We start from the raw sequence: 24,779 nt of genomic DNA on the forward strand, positions 1-24,779 counted from the left end.
TAATCTTCAATCCAAAAACTGTTGTAAATGCTTTTATGGTGCTACTTCATCCGATTTTATTAAATATCTGTGGAAGAAGTACTCCACTACAGCTACCAATACTGCAAGAATAATTAATGTACCAAATCTTGTAGCAAAATTTTCACTTAGTACATCAAGTACATATGCAACTACTGCTGCCATAATTCCATCTACAATAGATGCAGTTATGTTTCCATAACTAGGCAGTATATAAAGATCCCCAAGTAAATAATTTAATATAGTTCCTATAACTGCAAAAGTAAGAATCCATCCAATTGTATTTCCATCCATGAAACCTAAAGTTATCCATCCTGCTATGATAGTCAATAGTAATTTAACTAAAATTGCTGTAGTCGTTTTACTCATATAAAATACCTCCATTTATTTATTTTAAGTTAACATATTTCTATTTTGTCATAAACCTCGTAATGTTATTCAACAAATAATAAAAAAATATGCATGATTTTCCACACGAAACCTGTAATTCCTAATGCTCTATAGCCATTTTTGAGCAAAAATTTAATAATAAGGTAATATATAAAATTCAATAAAGCTATATTGAAGTTCATGGAATAATGTAAAACTATTTCCACTATTAATTCCAAAGATACTTAGTTATAATATAGAGATGTAAAAAGTAAAAAAATTGCCCAATGTATAAAATACAGCGGAGAATTAATCTATGGGGCGAATCCAAATTTTCGGTAGGGATTTTTCTCTTCCCGAGCCCGTCAACTAACTTCGCAGGCATTAAGAGAGGTGTAATAAGTGAAAAAATCTATAATTTTAGGCTTTGCTATAATATGTGTCTTAGCACTGTCTTCTTATCCTCTTTTGATAAAAAAAGATAGTACCCAAATGATTTCTCCAGGAAATGTTGTAGAAATGAACCCTATTAGCAAAGTAGATCCTACTTCAATTAGTAATTCACTAAATAATAATGAAGATGAATTTAAAAATGAAAGTATTGATACACCAAACTCAACAGAAATAAAGATTGTAAAAAAGGCTTCATCTAATAATGCAGCTCTTAATGAAAACAACTTATCAAATAGAAAAACTCCAGTTTCAAGAGGAGGTACTATACCTAAGATTACAGATAAATCTAAAACTGCTAAATCAACATCCTCCTCAAATAAAAATACATATTCTTCAAAGATTGAAATATTGGACTGGAAAATTGCAAAAAATGTTTTTTCAATAAATTCTGTTGCAGAAGTTACTGATGTTTACACAAAAAACACATTTAAAGTAAAAAGAACCATGGGCACAAATCACGCGGATACAGAAGCCTTAACAAAAGAAGATACAGAAATAATAAAGAGCATTTGGGGTGGCTTTTCTTGGGAAAGACGTCCTATTATTTTAAATATTAATGGAAGAAGAATTGCAGCTTCTATGAGTGCTATGCCTCATGCTGGTATTGATGCCGCACCTGCATACAAGATTATAAATAATCGTTCTAACGGTTATGGAAGAGGTCAAAATTTAGATGTGATAAAGGGAAATGGAATGGATGGTCACTTTGATATTCATTTTCTAAACAGTACAAGACACAAAGACGGAAAAAAGGACCCTCAACATCAAGCAGCAGTTTTAAAAGCAGCAGAATAATTCATATTAGAAAATGCAAGTTATAATACTAAGACTATAATTAGAAGTTAGTTTAAAATGCACAGTATAAAGTTTAAAATTAACATACGTAGATATTCTCTACTTTAAACTTTAAACTTTGCACTTACATTTCTAACTTCTAATTTTTTAACTTGTGTTTACTAATCTGTTTTTATATTACTTTCTGAATTGTTTTCTAGCGTATTTTTCAAATTCATCAGGTGGAAGTGGCTTGCTAAACAAATATCCTTGTATCTCATCACATCTCTTACTTTTCAAAAAATTTAACTGTTCTCTTGTTTCCACTCCTTCAGCTGTAACATTGAGATTTAAACTTTTAGCAAGATTTATTATTGAACTTACTATAGCAGTGTTTTTAATATCTTCATTTATATCTTTAACAAAGGAGGAATCTATTTTTAAAATATCAATTTTAAAGTTTTTTAAATAATTAAGAGAGGAAAATCCAGTTCCAAAATCATCTAAGGATATTCTAATTCCCATTTCCTTTAATTTTTTTAGCATATATATAGTAAATTTAATGTCCTTAATAGCAGTTCCTTCAGTTATTTCTACTTCTAAGCATTGTGGTTTTAATTTTGTTTTATTTAAATTTTCCTCTATGATCTCCACCAAATTTTCTTGGCTAAATTGCAGAGCAGACAAATTCACAGAAACCCTCATATCATTCAGTCCCATATCCTGCCATAATTTATTTTGATAACATGCTTCTCTAATTATCCATTCTCCAATAGGAACTATAAGACCTGTTTCTTCTGCTATAGAAATAAATTTATTAGGAGGCACCATTCCTAATTCTGGACTATTCCACCTTATCAAAGCCTCCATACCAACTATCTTTTCTGTAGAAATTTCTATCCTAGGTTGATAATATAAAATAAACTCACCATTTTCTAAAGCCTTTCTGAGGTTGTTCTCTATTATAAGCTTCTCTAGTGACATTTTGTTCATTTCTACACTATAAAATTGATAATTGTTTTTTCCCTTTTCTTTTGCTCTATACATTGCTATGTCCGCATTAGTTAAGAGTATCTCTCCTTCTTCTCCATCCTGTGGAAAAATTGAAATACCTATACTGGTTGTTATGTTCAGTTCTTGTCCACATATCACGTATGATTCTTGAAATACTTTTAAAACCTTAGATGCAATTTTATTTATTTCTTCGATTTCAACTACATCCAATGCCAGTAAAACGAACTCATCTCCTCCGATTCGAAATACTTTCTCATTTTCTTTTAAAACTCTGGAAAGTCGCCCTGATACCTCCTTTAAAAGTCTATCTCCAATATTATGACCTAATGTATCGTTAATAATTTTAAATCTATCCAAGTCTAAAAACATTAATGCTATTTTAGAATTATTTAATTTAGCAATATTTAATGCCTTATTTAGCTCTGTTCTTAATAATGCCCTATTTGGTAATTTAGTAAGTGGGTCATGATTAGCTATATATCTCAATTCCGAATTTGCATCTTGAATATCCTTAAAATTTTTCTCTAAAATTTTAGATGTAGATTTAAAATTGCTAATAAGAGAATCTATCTCTAAAACCACGCTTTTAGGCCAGTGTATTATCTGTTCTTTAAATATTTTCTCTGGCAAATCGGTTGTAACCTTTGCCAATTGAAAAATAGGATAAGTTAATATTCTATCCAAAATTCCAACAATTAAAAAAGAGACCATTATAATTAAAAAGGTTACAGCAAAACTATTTATATAATGCAGCTGTAGTTCTTCTTTATATTTTTCCAAAGGTACTTGGACAACAATCTTCCAAGGTAATTGATTTCTTATATTATATCTCTGAAAATATATAGAATCCTGAATATACTTTCCAGAAGAAAGCTTGCTTATTATCTCAGTACTTAAATCATCTACATTATCCATGACAATAGAATTATCTAGAGACAATTTACTCATAATATCTATGTTTATGTCCGTACTAGAAATTACATTATTATTCTCATTCACGATTGTAACATTCATATCCTTATAGCCTTTATCTTTTCTAATACTTATAGGTACATAATTTAGATTCATTATTCCTATTACCGAACCTTTTTTCTCATTGTTTTCACTTATAGGCACTTGCATAGCTACAGCAGGGAGAAAATAATTATTGCTTACTGAAAATATATCGGATATTGTGATTGTTTCACTATTCTCCCAATTATTGAAATATGGTATAGATGATATACGGGCTCCAATATTTGAAATTCCCCGCTCATTAGCAGCAGGAAATGCACCAACTACTTTTTTGTCTGAATCTACAATATATATTGCATATAAACCTGGAAGTGAACTTTGAATTGTTGATATATATTGTTGAAATTCCTTTGAGTATTTTACATCTCCATAATAAACTCTTTGACTTAATATACTAAGAGCATTTAAATATTCAGCATACCATGAATTAATATTATAAGTAGTTATACTAATCATGGATTCAGTTTGTTCTTTAATATTATTCTTTGTCTTACTCAAATAAGCCTTGCTATTAACCACATCAGTAATCATACTGTATATTATTACAGAACCTACTATTATAACAAAAATAATCCTACTGATGGGTATGCTTCTTTCTGTTTTTCTCTTAAACACTGCTTCCCCTATAGGAGTATAAAATATAATTATACTTGCAAAAAAGGTATTGACAATTCCATTCACACTATTTTTAAGTATTATAAGTAATATATAGAAAGGGGCATAATGTAAACCAAAATAATATATAAGAGCGCTGATAGGTGCTCCAATTATTATCCAGTATAAACTGTCCCAAAGTATTATGTTATCTCCTTTACGATTTATCATAATGCCAATAAACAATATTTCTAAAGCAAAAATAATTACTGCATATGGATGATTCCATAACTTATAAGTATATACATTTATTAAAATAGATGAGATTAGTCCATATTTAATTCCATAAAAATAAAGTATTATAATTGTAAATATGCTTCCAAAAATATAGTCAACTCCTATATGAATTGGTATTGTCAAATAATTTCCTAATACCCCCAGAATAATAAGTATCATTAAAATTAAATATTTTCTTATATGGTTTAATAAACTATGTTTTCCCTCACTAACCATAGATGACTCCTCGCAATAATTCAATTTAATTTACTATTGGCAAAATGCTAAAATATGCCCTATTAATTATATATTACTATAATTATCAACATGTTTATACCATAATGGATTAATCTCTCAGGAAATAATTGTGTTAAACATCTTGAATTTCAATATAACCTCCTTCAATAATCCCTTAAAAATAGCCATTTGAAAAAGGCATAAACTCCATTTGAAGTTTATGCCTTTTTATCGTACAATATATTAATTTATTATTTTGCAGCAGCTACTTCATCCTTTGATGTTTTAACTGGCTGACGTAAGTTTAATATTGCCTTTGTTGGACATTTCTTTTCACATAGACCACAGTTTACACATTTGCTGTAGTCTATTACAGAAAGATTGTCTACCATTGTGATAGCTTCTTTTGGACATGCTTTTACGCATAAAGTACATGCAATACATCCAACTGAACAAGAATTCTTAACATCTAATCCCTTATCCTTTGAGTTACATGTTACGAATACTTTTTGTTTTTGAGGAACTAATTCTATAATGCCCTTTGGACACGCTGTTACACAAGCTCCACAAGCAACACAGTTATCTTTGTTAACTTTAGCAACTCCATCAACTATATCAATAGCATCGAATTGACAAGCCTTAACACAGCTTCCATATCCTAAACATCCATATGAACAAGATTTTGCTCCTGATCCTGGAACGTTCATTGCTTGTTGACAATCTTCTAATCCATAATATTTATAGCTATCCTTAGCTTTTTCACAAGTACCTTGACATTTAACATAAGCCATTTTTGGCTCAGAAGCTTCTACTTTAATTCCCATTACTTCACCGATTTTAGCTGCTACTGGTGCTCCACCTATTGGACAGCAGTTTGGTGCAGCATTTCCACTTGCTACAGCCTCAGCATAAGCATCACATCCAGCAAATCCACAACCACCACAGTTTGCACCTGGAAGACATTCTCTAATTAAAGGAACTCTCTCATCAACTGGTACTGCGAATTTTTTAGATGCAAATCCTAAAAGCGCTCCGAATAAAAGTCCAAGACCACCTATGCTAAGTACAGGATATAAAATCTCAGTCATTTAAATTCCCTCCTTATACTAAGCCTGAGAAGCCAAGGAATGCTATAGACATTAATCCCGCAGTGATTAATGAAGCTGGCAAACCTTTGATTGCCTCTGGCATTTTATCGTTTGCTTCCATTCTTTCCCTAAGTCCTGCAAGTATAATAATTGAAAGCATCCATCCAAGACCTGAAGCAACACCAGATATTAAAGCTTGGAATAAGTTATAATTTTCATTCATATTAATAATAACTACACCAAGTATAGCACAGTTAGTTGTAATAAGCGGTAAGTATATTCCTAATGCTTTATAAAGATCCGGCATTGTCTTCTTAAGAAACATTTCAATAAATTGAACTAGGGCTGCAATAACTAGTATGAAAGCTATTGTATACATATACTCAAGATTAAGTGGTTTTAATATAAAATTATATACTACATATGATATAAGTGACGCTACACCCATAACGAAAGTAACAGCTGCACCCATTCCTTTAGCAGTTTCTATTTTCTTAGAAACTCCAAGAAAGGCACAAATGCCGAGGAACTTAGACAATACCATGTTGTTTACCAACAAGGAACCAATTATTAATGTAAATATTCCCACTATTCATTCACCCTTCTTTCTCTTCTATTTTACCTTCTTTTTACTAATTTTTCTTTGATTTAATAAAGCCATCATTATTCCAAGAGTAATGAAAGCTCCTGGTGCAAGAACAAATACTAGAGCCGGATCGACTGCCTCTGGCATGATTTGGAATCCAAACAATTTACCAGTTCCTAGCAGCTCTCTTACCATACCAATAATAGCTAAAGAAAGAGTAAATCCAAGTCCTATTCCAAGACCATCAAAAATAGCAGGTACTGGTTTATTTTTTGAAGCATATGCCTCTGCACGTCCTAATATAACACAGTTAACAACTATAAGTGGTATAAATATACCTAATGATTTATTCAATGCTGGTACAAAACCTTGTAACAAGAATTGAAGTAATGTAACGAAACCTGCAATAACAACTATAAAGCCTGGAATACGAATCTTATCTGGAATAACATTTCTTAATAGGGATATAACGAAGTTAGCTCCCATTAGAACTACTGTTGATGCAAGTCCCATTCCTATACCGTTTATAGCACTTGAAGTTACAGCTAGGGTAGGACACATTGCAAGAACCTGTACAAATATTGTATTTTCTGTGAATATGCCGTTTTTTAATCTTTCAATTAAAACACCCATTAATTTTGGCCTCCCTTCAATTCTTTATTGTAGAAGTCTATTGCATCATTAACTCCCTTTGTAACAGCATTAGATGTGATAGTTGCTCCTGTTATTGCTTTTATTTGATTATCTCCTGATGGATCTGTTTTTACTACTTGTAAAGGCTGTTCTATTGGTTTTCCTTTATATTGTCCAGAGAATTCTTGGTTTGGTGCATTAGCTCCAAGACCTGGAGTTTCACTGTGAGAAAGAATTTTTATTCCTTCTACCTTACCTTCATTAGAAATACCAACCATCATATCAATAAGTCCACCATATCCTTTAGGTGAAACCTTTATAGCATAACCTGCAACATCGCTGCCTTTTGTACCTTCATTGACTTCTTTAATTATACTTCCATCTGGTAATGTTACTTCTTTTAAATTAAATGCCTCTGCAGCAGGCAAAACTTCCTGCATAGCTGAATCATTTTCTATCTTTTGTTGCTTTGCAATAGGCTCTAGTGTAACTTTATGAGCAAGCCCTAAAATAAGTCCTGCTATAGCAGTAATCATTAAAAGCCTTAATCCTAGACTAAATATTTCTTTGTTTCCAGTTTGGTTTCCCATCTATTTCGCCTCCCCAGTTCCAAATACTCTTGGCCTAAACTTTCTGTCTATTAGAGGAACTATTAAGTTCATAATAAGAATTGAATAAGAAACGCCTTCTGGATATCCACCAAATTGACGGATAATTGATGTTAAAATTCCACATCCTAAAGCGAATACTACTTGTCCTTTTGTTGTCATAGGAGAAGTTGTGTAATCTGTTGCCATGAAGATTGCACCAAGCATTAATCCTCCAGCCATGATTTCATATAATCCACCAAGTGGACTTCTTCCCATTATCATTCCAAGTACAAATACTGTTCCAATATAAACTACTGGTATATGCCAAGTTATAACTCTTCTATATAGAAGATAAGCAAATCCTATTAGTAATGCTAGAGCTGAAGTTTCACCTATACATCCTCCAATTTGACCCATGAAAGCTTGACCAATACTTGGAAGGGCTGCTCCTGTTGCCTCTGCTCCTTTTAATATAGCAAGAGGTGTAGCTCCTGTAACTCCATCTACTGGATTTGTCCATGTTGTCATAGCAACTGGATAAGATGCAAGCAAGAAAGCTCTTCCTGCAAGTGCAGGGTTAACTATATTTTGTCCAATTCCTCCAAATAGTGCTTTAACAACTATCATTGTAAATACTGATCCTACAACAATCATCCATAATGGTAATGTTGGTGGAACGTTAAATGCAAGTAGCATACCTGTTACAACTGCACTTAAATCCTTTGTTGTGTTTGGTGATTTAGTAACTTTACACCATACAAATTCTGAAGCCACACAAGCTATAACTGATGTAAGAACAACTAAAAATGCACTAAGCTTAAAGTAATAAATTCCTGCTGCTGTAGCTGGTAATAATGCAATAATAACATCTCTCATAATTGACTGCACTGAGTTATTGTCACGAATATGAGGAGATGAAGACACTGTATACATTCTTTCAGCCATATTATTCACTCCTATTCACTTTATTTATTTTTTTCTTTTATTTGCAAGTACTGTTCTCTTTGAAGTACGGATTGATTGAATTAAATGACGTTTTGCTGGACACACAAATGTACATGATCCACATTCAATACAGTCTAATCCATGTTCTTCTTCAAAAGCATCGTACTCTTTTCTTCTTCCAAGTGAATCAAGTGTTGATGGTATTAAGAACATTGGGCATGCCTGAACACATTTTCCACATCTGATACAGCTTGATTCTTCTGGTAAAACTGCTTGCTTTTCTGTTAAACAAAGTATTCCTGATGATCCTTTTGTAGTTGGTATATCTAAAGTAGATACAGCCATACCCATCATTGGTCCACCTGAAATTATCTTAACTGGATCTTCTTTGAATCCACCACAAGCTTCTACTAGTTCTCTATAAGACATACCTAATCTTATTCTTAGGTTCTTAGGCTCTTTAACAGCTTCTCCTGTTACAGTAACAACTCTTGATATAGTAGGTCTTCCATTAACAACAGCATTATATACTTCTCTTACTGTGTTAACGTTTTGAACTATGCATCCTGCATCTGCTGGAAGTTTTCCTGAAGGGACTTCTCTCTTAGTTATAGCATAGATTAATTGTTTCTCTGCACCTTGAGGATACTTAGTTTTTAACGCCTTAACCTCTATATTGGGAATATCTTTTGTAGCTTCTCTCATAGCTTCGATAGCATTTTTCTTATTGTCCTCTATTCCAATGTAACCTTTTGCTTCTGGGAACATGTGAAGTATTATTTTAAGTCCCTCAACTATCATGTTTGTGTCTTCAAGCATTAATCTGTGGTCACAAGTTAAATAAGGCTCGCACTCTGCTCCATTTAATATTATTGTATCAATTTTTTTATCTGGTGGTGGAGCAAGCTTTACATTTGTTGGGAAAGTAGCTCCTCCCATACCAACTACTCCAGCTTCTTTAATAAGTGCTACAATTTCTTCCTTTGTCATATCTTTATAGTTTTTTGGCTTTGGCATATCTATTTCTTCATAAAGGCCATCATTTTCTACTATTACAGCAAGTGATTTTGTTCCTCCTGCTGTAAGTACAGGTTTAACATCTTTAACTGTACCTGATACGCTGCTGTGAATATTGGCAGATATAAATCCATTAGCTTGACCTATTTTTTGTCCTACTAGTACTCTGTCGCCCTTTTTTACCAAGCACTCTGCTGGTGCTCCTATATGCTGAGACATAGGAAACACTAAAAGTTCTTTTGGTTCTAAGTCTTCTATGGGCTTATTTTCAGTAAGATACTTACCATGAGGTGGGTGCACACCCCTTCTGAAAGTTAAAAGTTCCATATTAATCCTCCCTTTGCCTAAAAGTACATGCTGAATTTTCAGCAATGCATAAATTTGTATAGGAATTTAATTTATATTTATTTATATTAAAAATTTAAATTTATAAATTTAAATTTTTATAATATACTAATATTTTATATTTTAATGAAAGTTAAAATATTCAGCTATTTATTTTTAGATAGACTTGTTATTAATTTGTCAATTCTACTTTCTAATTATCGTAACTTAAACCATATGCTTTATTGCAATTTGCAGCTTACACGATTCTACAAATATCGCGCTTATTGATACAGCTTTAAAATAAATAGGAATAGCGTAATTTATCGGCTAAACCTTTGAGCTTAATGTATACAATTACATAAAGATTATTACATAAAAATTATGTCGTAACCTATAACGACACATATATAATACCATAATATATTGTACTTGTGCTATATCAATTAATGATTTTCATACTTTTTTTGAAACCTTTTTTTACAAATTTTTTATTAATTATATAAGTTTATATATACTACATAAAAAAGTTTTACTGAATGCTTTTTTATATAATATAATACCATATCAATCCTACTTTTTTCAAGTTGCCGCAAAATTAAAATAAATCAGACTTTATATAAGGGACGGTTCTCAAATTTTATTTATTAACTAAGCTCTGGGAACTTTGGGACAGTTCTCAAATTTTTTAAATTTTCTCGAATTTTCACACATAAAATTTGAGAAAATTTGAGAACTGTCCCTTATATGCCTCACCTAACAAGTTTCATAAAATCAAAACAAGTTCCATAAAATCAATAATAGCTTATACCATAATTTGAATAAAAATAAATGTATCTTATATGAATTTATGTGAATTTATATGAATTTGAATTTTGTCCATCATTAAATTTCATGCATGCATAAATTCTAAGCATTCTCTATAAATACTTTCAAATTTTGCATTAAATCTTTGGTTTTAAGGGTATAGACTCAAAATATCTTTAAACTTAAAAAAATACTATTTGTGGCTTATATTTATTTATGCTACTATTAAGGCAAAATATAAGGCTTAATAAATGATTTATAGCTTAATCAAAATGTTAATTTAAGTAATAAAGAGGAGAATTTTTATGAATAAATTATGTAAAGAAATAGGTTTATCGATTGTAGGATGCTTACTATATTCAGCTTATGTTTCCATATTTTTAGTGCCTAATAAAATAGGTACAGGAGGTATAACAGGAATTTCACTTGGATTAAATGAACTATTTAATCTACCTATAGGTTTTACCACACTTCTCCTCAACATACCTCTCTTTATATTCGGTTATAATTTATTGGGGAAGAACTTTGCCTTTAAAAGTGGGATCATAGTTATAAGTTCTTCTTTTCTAATAGACTTTGCAAATACACACCTTGGTTTTGATCCCATTGGTGATACTTTAACTGCCACCATCTTTGCCGGCGTTATCTCTGGCATTGCAATGGCACTACTATTTATGGCTGGTGCTTCAACTGGCGGCCTTGATATATCTGGCAAAATTATTAAAAATAAATTTCCTGACTTTCAACTTCCTAAAATTTTATTAATGCAAGATATTATAGTATATGTATTTATTGCTTTAACACTTGGAACTCGTTCTGTAATGTACGCTATAATAATGAGTTTCATTAGGTCAAAAACTATGGATGCAGTTCAGGAGGGAATAGCTTCTTCAAGACAGTGTATTATAATCTGTGAAAACCCTAATGCGATTATAGATGCTATTACCAAAGAACTTGGACGAGGCGTAACACTTTTAAATGCACAAGGCTGTTATTCTAATACTGACAAAAAATTTATATATGTAGTTATTCAGAAAATACAGTTAAATACTTTAAAACACATAGTAAATACAATAGATCCAAATGCTTTTGTAACTGTATCTTCTGTGAATGATATTCAGGGAAACTTTAAGCAAAAATCCTTATCAATATGAATTGAATTGGGGACGGTTCTCAAATTTTATAATTTCCTTTCATATTTATGAGTCCGTAGTTATGTAATCTACTATAGTAAGAATCTGCAATTCTTATTTGACAAACTCTGATAGAGCATTAAAAGCTTTCATTATCCAAATAAATAAGATTATGAAAACTTAGCTGTATTAGAGCTTATTTTTTTACCTATCAAAAATAAACGATTTAATTACAGCAAAATACTCTCTTACATAGTAATTAGGAATTAATATTGGATGAAGTTCTGATGGCACTGAACAAATATTCTCGAATCCTGCTCGTTCAGCCAAAAATCTAGCCCTAAACATATGAAAATTTGTTGTAACAATAGCTATTTTTATTTCTTTTCTATTATCTATTTTGTCTAAAACTTCCTTTGAATACCTGAAATTCTCTGAAGTACTCCTAGATTTTTCTTCTTTTATAATTTGATTTTTACTTATTCCCCGGCTCAGTAAAAACATTTTCATAGCCTCAGCCTCTGTTATATCTTCTCCCATTCCTTTCCCACCTGATACAATTATCTTGGTTTTTGGATACCTATCTAGATATTCTATGCTTTTATCCATTCTCTGACTTAAAGTAAGAGACATTTTCTCCCCATGTAGTCCAGCCCCTAATATAAGAAGATAGTCACTTTTATTCATTTGCTCATTAAGGCTAAAATAAATTATAAGTGACTCTATTATAATAAACAAAGTAAGCCCTATTATAAAACAAATTAGTATAAGCATTCTAAGTTTTTTATTTATATATAATTTATTGCTTTTTTCCAATTCTTCAACTATTCCAATTCCTATAAAAACAACACTCAATATAATCCAAAATTGAGAGAAACTTATTTTCCAAGCAAAAAAACTCAAAGCTATATAATACAGCATGCTTAGTATGCCTAATATAAAAAATTTATTTTTGACTGTGATAATATCAATCACAAGAATCCTCCTCTTTAAATTGTTAAGTGATTAATTTATATTTTTTTGTCAATAATCTTAATAAAAAATTATGAAGGAAGTGCTTAAATTGCCAAGAACACCTAGAATTAAAAGTGATACTGCTATTTATCACATTATGGCTAGAAGTATAAGTGAAGTTAGATTATTTAGAAGTAATGATGACAAGAATAAGTTTTTATCATATCTAAAAAAATATAAAGATATGTTTTCTTTTCATGTTTATGGTTTCTGTCTTATGGATAATCATTTGCATTTACTAATTAACTCAAATGGAGCAGATATAAGCAAGTTTATGCATAATATTAATCAATGCTATGCCCAATACTATAACAGAAAATACAACAGGACAGGACACGTTTTTGGAGATAGGTTTAAGAGCAGAATTGCTGATACTGATTTATCTGTAATGCTTATATCTGCTTATATTCATAACAATCCTAAAGATATTAAAGGATTTAAACAACATGTGGAAAACTACAAATATTCTAGTTTAGGAATCTATCTTGGAAAATGGCAGGATGAATTCAAAATTATAGATAAAGATTTTATTCTCCAATACTTTAACCAAGATCCTATATTAGCAATAGTTCGTTATTTTGAATTTGTTAAGTCGAGAACCAAAACTGATATAGACGATAATATTATTGATGATCTTGAGCTTGTAAACACTTGTACTGTTTATAAATCTTATTCAAAGCCTCTTATTAGAAACATTAATCCTCAGCAGATTATAGAATTTGTATCGAGTTCTTATAACTTTAATAAGTCTGATATAAATATAAAATACAATCATTCAGCATCAGAATTTAGATCTATTTGCATTTTTTTAATGAGAAATTTATGTAATTTATATTATGCGGAAATATGTGATATAATAGGCAACATCACATTGTCATCTATATCTTACCTTTGCAATAAGGGATATAATATTGTACATAATACGTCAAAGTACCATAATATAATCAATGAATTTTTAGAAAAATCCTCGGTTTGTTTTTAAACTATGATAAATTAGCCAAAACAAACTTAAAATAATTTTTTGAAAAAATCAATACTAAAATTTAAATTTTCTAAAATCTCAGTGGACAAGCTGTATTACAAACATTAAAAATCGAAAATTTTGTTACCATATCATTTTTAGTATATTTTTTAGTATGTTTTGAATTTGTTCTTCCATTTATAAATGTATAAATACTTGAGAATATTGTTACATAATCCTAGTCCAATTTTTAAGTACTTTTATAAACTTTTGTGAACCGTCCCGTTATATTCTATTCTATTTTATCAATTTGATTAGTATAGAAGCCTTAAATCTGGAATTTTTATTGAATCATTTGGTTTGCCTTTTTCTATCTTATCTATCACTAGCTTTATTTCATTATAATTTTTCTTTATAACACTTTTAGTATATTCATCTGTATTAGAAGTAATCCCATCAGCAGCCTTTTGTAAATTATAGTAAGCTCTGAGTAAATCATTTGTATAAATAGCATAATAACACCCAGCATTATTCAAAGTTAGAATATCATTTTCATTAAGCTTAAAGGCAGTTCTTACTTCCTTTATTCCCTCATCATGTCTTCCATTAGTTAAATAGACAACCCCCAAGGTTCTATGATATTTTATAACATTATCCTTAAGCTTTATGCATTCCTTTAAAATCTTTATAGCATCTTCGTCTCTTCCTTCATTAAAATGTAACAAAGCAATATTATATTTTATCTCTGGTTCCACAGGATTTATATTATTTGCCATATTATAATACTCTAAAGCTTTATCTGAATTTTTCTCCACATCCCAATAAAACTTACCTACGCTTTCCAAAACATTATAATTATATAATTCTTTCTCCATGGCAGTTATAAAATATGTTTTTCCTAAAGAAGCCTTATCCATATTCTTGAGGATTTGTGGCATCAAAAATGCATAATTATCTGGATAATCTTTATTTTGTTCAATGGACTTTTTGCAATATTCCATAGCTTTTTCTGAATCATGTCTCCTTAAATAGAACCATGCTACCGTATGAAGCACTCCATAGTCATCTTTATTGTTTTGTATAACTTCATTAATTAGCTTGTCCACTTCTTTATTTTTATTCATGTTTTGAAGGATTGATGCCTCTATTAGCTTAATTTCAATATTTCCTACATCTTTCCCCTTTAGCTGCTCCACAATTTGAATTCCTTCCTTAGATTTATCTTCCTTTAGTGAATAAATCTTAGCAAGCCACATTTTATATACAAGTTCATTTGAATTGCTTTTTTCAAGCTCCTTTATGTATCCAATTATTTTATCTGAATTATACAATGACTCCTGGGCTAAAACATCATATATTTTGTATTCATCCTTATCAATATTCCAAGCTTCCTTAAGCTTTGTAAACGCCCCTTTAATATCCCCCAATATCATAAGCATTCTAGAATATTCTGCTAAGTCATAAGCTGAGTTCTTGTCTACATCATAAAGTTGTACTATTTCCTTAGCTTTGTCCAATTCTTTGTTAACCATATATATAGCCATCATGCTTTTTATCAAGCTTTTATTTTTAGGCTCAGTCTTTAAAGCCTTTTCTCCATCTTGCAAAGCTTGAGAACCGTCCCCATTAATGAATTCATAAAAAACTATTTTATTTACTATTTCATCATCTTTGATGCCTACATTTTTCGCTAGCTGAATATATTTTTTACTATTTTTAATATCTCCTTTCAAAAAATATGCTCTTGCCATATCTATATTTTTAATGCTAATATACTATTATCTTTAATCTTATTAGCGTCTATCTTATTATATTCTTCAAGTGCCTTTTCGTATTCTCCTAAATATATATACTCCTCTGCTTTGCGATCTGCAGAAACACTCTCCTGTTCCAATTTACTACCTTTAGATATTATGAAAGATATAATTATTATAAAAAACATTACTACCGCAGTTCCAATGAATATAATACTTTTTTTATTAAAAGTCCATTTATTAAATTTCATACAATTCTCTCCTCGCAGTATTTAATTAATATTTTATCAAATCTCTTATAAAAAATCTATAAAATTCCATTAACAATTAATTTCTTCAAATATCTTTAAGCTTTTGTATATTTGTTAACTTTTTGTCTATAAATTGTATATTAAATTTAAAAAATAGACATTAAGTTTACAATAATATAAAATATTGCTTAATAGGAGGTTTTATTTATGAAAAAAAGAAAATATAAAAGATTAAGCCAAAAACAATACAGAAAAATATCTCTCGTTCTTTGCATCATAGCTTTGGGTATGCTGGGGACGGTTCTCAAATTAACCTTATTTTCTTCAGCAGATACTTCAAACAAAAAAACAATGACAAAAATAGTCTCTAAGGATGCTAGCAATAATAATTCTTCAAATAATATCCAATCCAAAACTAGTAATACTGAAGATAAAACTTCAAATTCTAGAGAACCGTCCCAGCTTGACCAGCCTGGCCAAGAGGTTAGCCAACTACATCAGAATGATTCAGTTGAAGTGGTTTTGACTGCTGTGGGAGATTGTACACTTGGTCGTGATGACAAATTTTCTTTTGAAGGGTCTCTTCCTTACGTTTTGAAGAAAAATAATTATGATTATTCTTATATCTTTAAAAATGTATCTCATATTTTTAAAAATGATGATATAACCATAGCTAATTTAGAAGGTCCTTTTACTAACTCTAAATCTAAAGCTGAAAAACAGTTTGCCTTCAAAGCTCCTCCTGAATATGCAAAGATTTTAACTGCCGGAAACATAGAAGGGGTTAATCTTTCTAATAATCATATTAAAGATTATCTTGATGAGGGATTTAAAGATACAATAGCTGCATTAGATTCAGAAGGTATTAATTACTTTGGGGAAGGTAACACTTGGATTAAAGAGATTAAAGGAATTAAATTTGGATTTTTAGGTTATAAAGGCTTCTATGATAGCAAGGAATTACTTGAAAAAGTTAAAAATGATATAAAAACATTGAAAACTCAAAATTGCGTAGTAGTAATTAATTTTCATTGGGGAGAGGAAGGCAATTATGAACACAATTCTGTTCAAAAACGTATTGCTCATTACGCCATTGATAATGGAGCTGATTTAATAATTGGCCATCATCCTCATGTTATTCAAGGAATAGAACAGTACAAAAATAAATTGATATTCTATAGCTTAGGTAATTTCGCTTTCGGAGGAAATAAAAACCCGAAGGATAAAAACACTATAATACCTCAAATAAAGTTTAAATTTAGAAACAACTTACTAGAATCCTATGATTTAAAAGTGATTCCTGCTAAAATTTCATCTGTTGACTATATAAATGACTATTGTCCAACCCCTGCAAAAGGTGATAGTAAAGCTTCTATTCTAAACAATTTAAATAAGCTTTCCCCTAATTTAGGTTTTGAGCTTAATGAAAACTTTCACAGTGTTAACTTAAAATAAAGAACTCAATTTAAATTTCTTATTCATTTGCTTCGTAATTTATTCAAAAAACTTAATGTCATATATTTTTATAAAAAGCCAAATTTCTCCTGTATTTTCTTGAGAACATATGGCTTTTTTGTTTTTTAGCACTAAAATACCGTGAAAAATCTATTTTTAAAAAGAAATCCAATTTTCAGTAAAATATTTCCATTTAATTTCATACGTGATAAAATTTTATTAATGGTCATTAGTATAATTTTTATATACTGGTACATAATTCTTTAATAGGATGGAGGTGCTGACAAATTAATATCAGAACATTTTTAGGAATTGTTTTTTCAAAAGCTGTTATGAATCTTTCTCAAATATTATATAAAGGTGGAACAAATTTTCCTGGAAAAGTAGCTTTAAAATTTGATAAAGACATCTTGGGGAAAATATCCAAGAATTTTAAGGTTATTTTAATTACCGGAACAAACGGTAAAACTACTACTACAAATATGATTTATTCTATTATAAAAAATAGTGGTAAAGACGCTATAACTAACGAAACTGGTGCAAATATGTATACAGGCATAATATCATGTTTTTTGAAAAATTATAAATTCACTAATAGAAATAAACAAAGGTACGCAGTTATAGAAGTTGATGAAGCTAATGTTAAATATGTTACAGATTATATTCATCCAGAAATAATAATAATTACTAATCTTTTTAGAGATCAATTAGATAGGTATGGTGAAGTTTATTCTACTTTAGATAAAATTTTAGAAGGAATTAGAAAATCGCCTGACTCTATTTTGGTACTAAATGGTGATGAATCCTTACTTGGTGCTTTAAATTTACCCAATAAAATTTTATATTATGGCTTTAATACACCTGTTAATGAAAATAATAAACTTTCTATAAATGCAGATGCTAAGTTCTGCAAAATATGCAAACACCCTTATGAATACAATTTTATAATTTATGATCATCTTGGTGATTTTTATTGTCCTAATTGTGGATATAAAAGACCTAAATTGACCTACAGTATTGATAAAATCATAGATTTATCTCCAGATAAATCTATAGTAGAGATTAATAATAAACAGTACTATATAAATCAATGCGGCACTTACAACATTTACAATGCCTTATGTGCTTTTTCCTCCTCAAAGCTTCTTGGAATAGATGAATCTATTATTTATGAAAGTTTAAAAACACTAAACAGCAGCTTTGGGCGCCAGGAAGTTATAAAAATAAACAATAAAAATGTAAAGATAATACTTGTAAAAAATCCTGCCGGATTTGATGAAGCCTTAAACTCAATAAACTTAGACAAAGGAAATAAAGGTCTTGCCCTTCTTTTAAATGATAACTTTGCAGATGGAAGAGATGTTTCCTGGATTTGGGATGTAGGTTTTGAAAACTTAGACAGCAATACAGTTAGTAACGTTATGGTATCTGGTATACGATTATACGATATGGGCATTCGACTAAAAGTAGCCGGCTTTAACGAGGATTTATTTTGCATATGTGACGATTATGATGCTCTATTAGACAACATAGAAAATTGTAAAGAACCAATTATATATCTTTTGGCTACATATACAGCTATGACTAGTTTTAGAAAGTTTTTGAACAGCAAAGGATATATAAAAAAACTCTGGTAAACTTTGCCAATTTAAGCTTGATTGACATGGAGGTGATTTCATGGAGCTTAACATATGCCATATGTATCCTGATTTACTTAACGTATATGGCGATATAGGAAATATATTAATCTTAAAATATAGAGCTGAAAATCGAGGCATTAAAACCAATGTATTTAATATCTCTATAAATGATAAGTTTAATCCTGAAAAATATGATATAGTATTTTTTGGCGGTGGCCAAGATTATGAGCAATCCATAGTGTCTTCGGATTTAAAGAAAACCAAGGGTAGTGATATAATTGACTACATAGAAAATAACAAAGTGTTTTTATCTATATGCGGCGGATATCAATTACTTGGTAAATATTATGTAACACCTTATGGTGAAAAGATCGAGGGACTCAACGCTCTGGATATATATACAAAACCTGGAGAAAAAAGATTTATTGGAAATACAGTAATTTATAACAAGGATTTTAACGAAACTTATGTAGGATTCGAGAATCATTCTGGGAAAACCTATATAGGCTCTCTAAAGCCCCTTGGCAAGGTTCTAGCCGGATATGGCAACAACGGTGAGGATGGTTATGAAGGTTGTATATACAAAAATACATTTTGTACTTACTTTCACGGATCATTGCTTTCAAAAAATCCTGAGCTTGCTGATAGGTTGCTTTCTCTTGCTTTAGAACATAAATATGGCAAATTCGTACTTCCTCCTCTAGACGATACCTATGAATTAAAAGCAAAAGAATTTATAATAAAGCGCGAGGTAGCTCAGTAAACTTATCAGTAAAGTCAAATAAGCAATCCTACACACTAAAAAATTGAAATTAGAATTTAAAAATCTGCACTTCTTAAGAAACAAATTTTTGTTTTTTTAGGGACTGCAGATTTTTTATTTATCAGATCGGGGACGGTTCTCAAATTTTTAGCATAAAAATTTGAGAACCGTCCCCGGTCTGCCATGTCTTTATACCACAAACTTTATCTCATTATTTTCTGATATTACCTTTATAGTTAATCCACTATAAACCTCACCTTTAATTATCATTTTAGCTATATTCGTTTCTAAAACTTTCGAAATATATCTCTTTAGTGGACGTGCTCCATATACTGGATCATATCCTTCCTTAGCTATAAGTCTCTTTGCTTCCTTAGAAACTTCAAGAGAAATATTCTTTTCTTTTAATCTATTTTTTATATCTTCCATAAATATATCTATTATCTTCTCTATTTCTTCTTCCATAAGAGGCTTAAACATTATAATATCATCTAATCTATTTAAAAATTCTGGTTTAAACCTCCTTTTCATTGCACTCATTACTTTTTCTCTTACATCTTCATCAATACCTTGAGAGCTTTTATTTTCTAATAAATATTCACTTCCTATATTGGAGGTCATAATAATTATGCAATTTTTAAAATCTATTGTTTTTCCTTTATTGTCCGTTAGTCTGCCATCATCAAGTATCTGAAGAAAAATATTAAATACATCATCATGGGCTTTTTCAATCTCATCAAATAAAACTACACTATATGGGTTTCTTCGCACAGCCTCAGTTAACTGACCGCCTTCCTCATATCCAACATATCCAGGAGGAGCTCCTATAAGCCTAGAAACAGCATGTTTTTCCATATACTCAGACATATCTATTCTTATTATATTTTCTTCGCTGTCAAATAAAGTTCTTGCTAATGTCTTTGCAAGTTCAGTTTTTCCAACTCCTGTTGGTCCTAAAAATATAAAGGAACCTATTGGTCTATTTATATCCTTTAACCCTGCTCTCGCCCTTAATACCGCATTAGCAGTAGAAGTAACAGCCTCTTCCTGTCCTATTACCCTTTTATGAAGCTCATCTTCTAATCTTAAAAGCTTTTCTCTTTCTCCTTCTAAAAGTCTTGACACTGGTATTCTAGTCCACTTAGATATTATTTCAGATATTTCATTTTCAGTAATCTCTTCTTTTAAAAGTGCATTTTCTCCGCTTTCTTTTAAAATTTCTTCCTTTTCCTTAATATTTCTTTCTAAATTAGGAATCACGCCATACTTTAATTCTGCAACTTTATTTAAATCATATTCTCTTTCAGCCTTTTCAAGCTCTCCCCTTGCCTCATCTAATTTGCTTTTTAAATCCATGATAGAAGAAATATTTTCTTTCTCATTTTCATATTTAGCAGTCATCTCTTTATCTTTTTCTTTCAAATCGCTGAGCTCTCTTTCAAGAAATTTTAGTCTTTCTTGAGATGCCTTATCCTTTTCTTTAGATAAAGCTTCCTTCTCTATTTCTAATTGAAAAACCCTTCGTCTTACCTCATCTAATTCTGTTGGAAGACTATCAATTTCTGTTCTTACCATAGCTCCAGCTTCATCAATTAAATCTATAGCTTTATCTGGCAAAAACCTGTCTGTAATATATCTATCAGATAACTTAGCTGCAGCCACTATAGCAGAATCATGTATTCTAATTCCATGATGTATTTCAAATCTTTCCTTCAATCCTCTAAGAATTGAAATGCTATCTTCAACTGTAGGCTCTTCTACGGTAACTGGTTGAAATCTTCTTTCCAGAGCTTTGTCCTTCTCTATATATTTTCTATATTCATCAAAAGTTGTAGCTCCTATACAGTGAAGTTCTCCTCTAGCAAGCATTGGTTTTATCAAGTTTCCAGCGTCCATAGCGCCCTCTGTCTTGCCAGCACCTACAATTGTATGAATTTCATCTATGAACAATATTATTTTTCCTTCACTGCTTTCAACTTCTTTTAGAACTGCCTTCAATCTTTCCTCAAATTCTCCTCTATATTTAGCACCAGCAATCAACGATCCCATATCTAAAGAAAATATTATTTTGTCTTTAAGTCCTTCTGGAACGTCCCCTCTAACTATTCTTTCAGCTAGTCCTTCAACTATAGCAGTCTTACCTACCCCAGGTTCTCCAATCAAAACTGGATTATTTTTAGTCCTTCTAGATAAAATTCTAACCACTCTTCTAATCTCTTCATCTCTTCCAATAACAGGATCTAACTTATGTTTTTTAGCCTCTTCCACCAAGTTTCTTCCATACTTTTTTAATGCATCATAAGTTCCTTCAGGATCTTGAGTATCAACCCTCTGATTTCCTCTTACCTGTGATAATACAGCTAAAAATTTATTCTTATCTATATTAAAATCTGACAATAGACTACCTACTATTCCTTTATGATCAATATCCATAATCGCAAGGATAACATGCTCAACACTTATATACGAATCTTTAAATTTACTAGCATACTCTTCAGCCTTTACAAATACTTCTTCCACTCTTCTAACTACATAAATTGCTGATGTACTTGCCCCTTCTCCTAAAACCTTAGGCATTTTATCTAATTCTTTATGTGTAGCTTGTTTTAAAAGTTTAACATCTACACCAATTCTGCTGAATATATTAGGTATGATCCCATCTTCTTGAGAAATTAAAGCCATAAACAAATGTATTATATCTATTTGCTGATGATTATATTTTATGGCTATTTTTTGAGATTCACTTAGAGCCTGCTGCACCTTGGTAGTCATTTTTTCATAATCCATAGCTCTCATCCTTTCTTTATATATTTTTATATTTCATATTTAACTAAATAGTATTATTTGTATTTTCATCAATAGATATTATCTACATACCATATTATAACTCTTAAACAAGGGACGGTTCTCAAATTTTTATGCTAAAAATTTGAGAACCGTCCCCGGTATTTTAAAAAAATCTAATTAAGCAAAAGCTTAATTAGATTTTTATAACTTTTTTTGCATTTTAATGGCTATGGTAAAATATTTTAAAGCTTCCTTAAGATAGTTCATATCAAAATACATTTTACCCATCTCCATATACCTATCATAAATTTCTTTATTGGTCCCAAACTTAGCAAGAGCATCTAAAGATAAATTCATATACATTTCAGCCGATGTATAATCACCATTATCCTCAAGAATTTTAGATTTTAAATAATAGGATTTTTCAATAAATTTTATATTATTCAAATCAATAGAATAATCTATGGCTTTTTCTATTAAATTTTCTGATTCCCTTAAAGCTCCGTTATTAATAAGCTCTTCTATACATAGAAGCATAAATCTTACCTGTTTTTCTTTATCATCCGCTGGATACATATCCAATGATTTATTTATATATTCAATAGCCCTATCCCTTTCATTCATTTCAAACATAGTCGAAGCATAATCCAGCATGTCCTCACATTTATAATCATTCCTATAATCATATATTTTATAGGACTTAAGCTCATATTCTTCAAACTCTCCATTATCCATTCTTAGGGATAAAATAGCCATCATATGATATATCTTAGCCTTTGTCAAATCATCTTCCATACATTTAAATAATTTCTTTAGCTTTATCGCTACATTATATGCCTCTTCATAATTCTTAAGAATTATTTTACATCTTGCCTCACCATATACGCTTTCAACATACATACTATAATCTTTGCTTTTTTCTTCATCCAAGGTTTTTCTCACATTTTCAAAATAGTTAGATGCTTGAACAATTTCACCATTCTTAAAGAAAAACTTTGCTACATCTATATAATAAATCATCCTATTACTACTGGCAGAATTATTGCACAAATCATAATATGTTCCTAATAATTCTTGAGTCTTCATTAACTCATTGTTATCTATCAGATATTCAAATATTAAATGCATAACATAAAATGCTAAACCATAATAACTATATTTCTGAGCCAAACTTAGATTATATTTAAGCTTTTCTTCGTAATCATCACACTTAGAGTTCATCATTAATTCTTTTAAGTTTTCATTAATCTGCTCCTCAATCCCAAGCTTTAAATAGCTAGGATTTAATTCCAATTTAGAAGCTATATAATCTAAAATCCATTCCTCTGGAGCTATCTTTCCATTTTCAATACAACTTAATTTTGATACAGAAATCTTACTACCGCAAATGTCCTTTAGTGTATACCCCTTATAAATTCTGGCTCTTTTTATCTTTTCTCCAACTGAAAGAACTTCCATACAATCACCCATCCAATTATCACACTATTTCAGTATGCCTAATTTTTTAAATGCCTCAACACCTGCATTTAGATATTTAGCTGCCTTTTTATCCTTATCATTATCCACATAAAATTTACCTATGAGAATCGATACCTCTGCATATTCATCCTGTAACTGAACAAGCTTTGTATATTCTAATGCCGTCAGCAAGGTATTTTCTGCCTCATCAATACTTCCCTCTAGCATATTTATTCTATACTGCAGCAAGTAGTACTTATACATAGTTAAATCGTTTCCATTATCCTTTTCCTCTAATATTTCTTGCAATACTCCTTTAGCTTTTTCAACATCCTTTAGCTTAATGTAGTTCTTACAAATGTTTACAAGGATTTCTATATACTCTTCATCTCTAAACTTTTTCCTCAGATTCTTAGCTTTATTTAGGTGAATAAAAGACTCTTCAATATTATCAAACTCTGAAAAAAGCTTTCCTAGATTGTTTTCAATGTGAGCTACGTACTTGCAATCGTCAATTTCCTTAAACAACTTCAGAGTCTTATTTGAGTATTTTATTGCATTATCTATATCCCCTTTTTTACTAAACTCTTTTGAAAGAAGCATGAGTGATTTTGCATATTCTTTTTTATCATTCACCTTTTTGAATTTACTGTTAGATAAATATGAATAATTAATTGCTTTATCTAAATCTTCTAATTTGTAATATGTAAATGCTATATAGTAGTAAATTTGTCCTATTAAAAAGTCATTTTCCAAATTGCTGTCATCATAAACCTTCTCTGATTGATGAAAATAGCTACAAGCTGAATAATAAGCCTGCATTT

At 30.2% G+C, this 24,779-nt stretch carries 20 protein-coding genes and 1 riboswitch; of the genes, 6 read left to right on the plus strand and 14 right to left on the minus strand.

The genetic code is table 11. The annotated features are described in order from the left end of the window. Positions 1–33 precede the first annotated feature (33 nt). Positions 34–387 carry a DUF2512 family protein gene (locus ACFWTK_RS09880; protein WP_415875849.1) on the minus strand — a complete coding sequence of 118 codons (354 nt, stop codon included), beginning with the start codon at positions 385–387 and terminating at the stop codon, positions 34–36. A 271-nt stretch (positions 388–658) separates the two neighbouring features. Beyond that, a riboswitch (cyclic di-AMP (ydaO/yuaA leader) is annotated at positions 659–785 on the plus strand. 4 nt (positions 786–789) lie between these two features. Here ACFWTK_RS09880 and ACFWTK_RS09885 point away from each other — a divergent pair. After that, positions 790–1,635 (plus strand): hypothetical protein, encoded by an 846-nt coding sequence (locus tag ACFWTK_RS09885; RefSeq protein WP_415875850.1) that lies wholly within the window; start codon positions 790–792, stop codon positions 1,633–1,635. Positions 1,636–1,812: 177 nt separating this feature from the next. Here the strand turns inward: ACFWTK_RS09885 and ACFWTK_RS09890 are convergent, their stop codons facing one another. The 7 genes from ACFWTK_RS09890 to rsxC all read right to left on the minus strand — a co-directional run bounded on the left by ACFWTK_RS09890 (position 1,813) and on the right by rsxC (position 9,935). Next, positions 1,813–4,656, minus strand: a complete 2,844-nt coding sequence (locus ACFWTK_RS09890) for a bifunctional diguanylate cyclase/phosphodiesterase (RefSeq protein ID WP_415875851.1) — start codon at positions 4,654–4,656, stop codon at positions 1,813–1,815. 344 nt (positions 4,657–5,000) lie between these two features. After that, positions 5,001–5,837 carry an RnfABCDGE type electron transport complex subunit B gene (gene rnfB, locus ACFWTK_RS09895; protein WP_415875852.1) on the minus strand — a complete coding sequence of 279 codons (837 nt, stop codon included), beginning with the start codon at positions 5,835–5,837 and terminating at the stop codon, positions 5,001–5,003. A gap of 13 nt (positions 5,838–5,850) precedes the next feature. Further along, positions 5,851–6,426 (minus strand): electron transport complex protein RnfA, encoded by a 576-nt coding sequence (locus ACFWTK_RS09900; protein WP_061857262.1) that lies wholly within the window; start codon positions 6,424–6,426, stop codon positions 5,851–5,853. A gap of 24 nt (positions 6,427–6,450) precedes the next feature. Continuing rightward, the gene (locus ACFWTK_RS09905) at positions 6,451–7,056 is read right to left on the minus strand and encodes an RnfABCDGE type electron transport complex subunit E (protein ID WP_415875853.1); all 606 of its coding nucleotides are present in this window, start codon (positions 7,054–7,056) and stop codon (positions 6,451–6,453) included. After that, entirely contained in the window at positions 7,056–7,646 is a 591-nt protein-coding gene (locus ACFWTK_RS09910; protein WP_415875854.1) for an RnfABCDGE type electron transport complex subunit G, read from the minus strand. Before ACFWTK_RS09910 ends, ACFWTK_RS09905 begins: the two co-directional genes overlap by 1 nt. Then, positions 7,647–8,591, minus strand: coding sequence for an RnfABCDGE type electron transport complex subunit D (locus ACFWTK_RS09915; RefSeq protein WP_415875855.1), 945 nt, complete (start codon positions 8,589–8,591; stop codon positions 7,647–7,649). A 24-nt stretch (positions 8,592–8,615) separates the two neighbouring features. After that, positions 8,616–9,935, minus strand: coding sequence for an electron transport complex subunit RsxC (gene rsxC, locus ACFWTK_RS09920; RefSeq protein ID WP_415875856.1), 1,320 nt, complete (start codon positions 9,933–9,935; stop codon positions 8,616–8,618). Positions 9,936–11,044: 1,109 nt separating this feature from the next. On the opposite strand from rsxC, the gene ACFWTK_RS09925 reads away from it, so the two are divergent. Then, positions 11,045–11,893 (plus strand): YitT family protein, encoded by an 849-nt coding sequence (locus ACFWTK_RS09925; RefSeq protein WP_415875857.1) that lies wholly within the window; start codon positions 11,045–11,047, stop codon positions 11,891–11,893. A gap of 183 nt (positions 11,894–12,076) precedes the next feature. Here the strand turns inward: ACFWTK_RS09925 and ACFWTK_RS09930 are convergent, their stop codons facing one another. Beyond that, the gene (locus ACFWTK_RS09930) at positions 12,077–12,847 is read right to left on the minus strand and encodes a YdcF family protein (protein WP_415875858.1); all 771 of its coding nucleotides are present in this window, start codon (positions 12,845–12,847) and stop codon (positions 12,077–12,079) included. 88 nt (positions 12,848–12,935) lie between these two features. On the opposite strand from ACFWTK_RS09930, the gene ACFWTK_RS09935 reads away from it, so the two are divergent. Beyond that, the gene (locus ACFWTK_RS09935; RefSeq protein ID WP_415875859.1) at positions 12,936–13,868 is read left to right on the plus strand and encodes a transposase; all 933 of its coding nucleotides are present in this window, start codon (positions 12,936–12,938) and stop codon (positions 13,866–13,868) included. Positions 13,869–14,161: 293 nt separating this feature from the next. On the opposite strand, the gene ACFWTK_RS09940 is transcribed toward ACFWTK_RS09935, so the two are convergent. Further along, positions 14,162–15,598, minus strand: coding sequence for a tetratricopeptide repeat protein (locus tag ACFWTK_RS09940; protein WP_415875860.1), 1,437 nt, complete (start codon positions 15,596–15,598; stop codon positions 14,162–14,164). 2 nt (positions 15,599–15,600) lie between these two features. Continuing rightward, positions 15,601–15,852: a hypothetical protein gene (locus tag ACFWTK_RS09945; RefSeq protein WP_415875861.1), complete on the minus strand. Its 252-nt coding sequence runs from the start codon at positions 15,850–15,852 to the stop codon at positions 15,601–15,603. A 207-nt stretch (positions 15,853–16,059) separates the two neighbouring features. Between ACFWTK_RS09945 and ACFWTK_RS09950 the strand changes: the two genes are divergently transcribed. The 3 genes from ACFWTK_RS09950 (at position 16,060) to ACFWTK_RS09960 (ending at position 19,710) form a co-directional block, all read left to right on the plus strand. Then, positions 16,060–17,307 (plus strand): CapA family protein, encoded by a 1,248-nt coding sequence (locus ACFWTK_RS09950; RefSeq protein WP_415875862.1) that lies wholly within the window; start codon positions 16,060–16,062, stop codon positions 17,305–17,307. 332 nt (positions 17,308–17,639) lie between these two features. Beyond that, positions 17,640–18,944, plus strand: coding sequence for a MurT ligase domain-containing protein (locus ACFWTK_RS09955; RefSeq protein WP_415875863.1), 1,305 nt, complete (start codon positions 17,640–17,642; stop codon positions 18,942–18,944). A gap of 40 nt (positions 18,945–18,984) precedes the next feature. Continuing rightward, positions 18,985–19,710 carry a type 1 glutamine amidotransferase gene (locus ACFWTK_RS09960; RefSeq protein WP_415875864.1) on the plus strand — a complete coding sequence of 242 codons (726 nt, stop codon included), beginning with the start codon at positions 18,985–18,987 and terminating at the stop codon, positions 19,708–19,710. Between the two features lie 189 nt (positions 19,711–19,899). On the opposite strand, the gene clpB is transcribed toward ACFWTK_RS09960, so the two are convergent. The 3 genes from clpB to ACFWTK_RS09975 form a co-directional block, all read right to left on the minus strand. Further along, positions 19,900–22,497: an ATP-dependent chaperone ClpB gene (gene clpB, locus ACFWTK_RS09965; protein WP_415875865.1), complete on the minus strand. Its 2,598-nt coding sequence runs from the start codon at positions 22,495–22,497 to the stop codon at positions 19,900–19,902. A 201-nt stretch (positions 22,498–22,698) separates the two neighbouring features. Next, complete coding sequence (locus ACFWTK_RS09970) at positions 22,699–23,955, minus strand: transcriptional regulator (protein WP_415875866.1); 1,257 nt, start codon at positions 23,953–23,955, stop codon at positions 22,699–22,701. Positions 23,956–23,979: 24 nt separating this feature from the next. Beyond that, a partial coding sequence (locus ACFWTK_RS09975) for a tetratricopeptide repeat protein (protein WP_415875867.1) occupies positions 23,980–24,779 on the minus strand: 800 nt, incomplete at its 5' end.

The sequence above is a fragment of the Clostridium sp. genome (genome assembly GCF_047777555.1).
Lineage (GTDB): Bacteria > Bacillota > Clostridia > Clostridiales > Clostridiaceae > Clostridium_H.

Excerpts from the sequence above, each read along its gene's own strand:
- rsxC (WP_415875856.1), bottom strand. The coding sequence starts at position 9,935 with ATGGAACTTTTAACTTTCAGAAGGGGTGTGCACCCACCTCATGGTAAG.
- ACFWTK_RS09970 (WP_415875866.1), bottom strand. The coding sequence starts at position 23,955 with ATGGAAGTTCTTTCAGTTGGAGAAAAGATAAAAAGAGCCAGAATTTAT.
- ACFWTK_RS09880 (WP_415875849.1), bottom strand. The coding sequence starts at position 387 with ATGAGTAAAACGACTACAGCAATTTTAGTTAAATTACTATTGACTATC.
- ACFWTK_RS09950 (WP_415875862.1), top strand. The coding sequence starts at position 16,060 with ATGAAAAAAAGAAAATATAAAAGATTAAGCCAAAAACAATACAGAAAA.
- ACFWTK_RS09910 (WP_415875854.1), bottom strand. The coding sequence starts at position 7,646 with ATGGGAAACCAAACTGGAAACAAAGAAATATTTAGTCTAGGATTAAGG.
- rnfB (WP_415875852.1), bottom strand. The coding sequence starts at position 5,837 with ATGACTGAGATTTTATATCCTGTACTTAGCATAGGTGGTCTTGGACTT.
- ACFWTK_RS09915 (WP_415875855.1), bottom strand. The coding sequence starts at position 8,591 with ATGGCTGAAAGAATGTATACAGTGTCTTCATCTCCTCATATTCGTGAC.
- ACFWTK_RS09955 (WP_415875863.1), top strand. The coding sequence starts at position 17,640 with ATGAATCTTTCTCAAATATTATATAAAGGTGGAACAAATTTTCCTGGA.
- ACFWTK_RS09960 (WP_415875864.1), top strand. The coding sequence starts at position 18,985 with ATGGAGCTTAACATATGCCATATGTATCCTGATTTACTTAACGTATAT.
- ACFWTK_RS09940 (WP_415875860.1), bottom strand. The coding sequence starts at position 15,598 with ATGGCAAGAGCATATTTTTTGAAAGGAGATATTAAAAATAGTAAAAAA.
- ACFWTK_RS09945 (WP_415875861.1), bottom strand. The coding sequence starts at position 15,852 with ATGAAATTTAATAAATGGACTTTTAATAAAAAAAGTATTATATTCATT.
- ACFWTK_RS09925 (WP_415875857.1), top strand. The coding sequence starts at position 11,045 with ATGAATAAATTATGTAAAGAAATAGGTTTATCGATTGTAGGATGCTTA.
- ACFWTK_RS09905 (WP_415875853.1), bottom strand. The coding sequence starts at position 7,056 with ATGGGTGTTTTAATTGAAAGATTAAAAAACGGCATATTCACAGAAAAT.
- clpB (WP_415875865.1), bottom strand. The coding sequence starts at position 22,497 with ATGGATTATGAAAAAATGACTACCAAGGTGCAGCAGGCTCTAAGTGAA.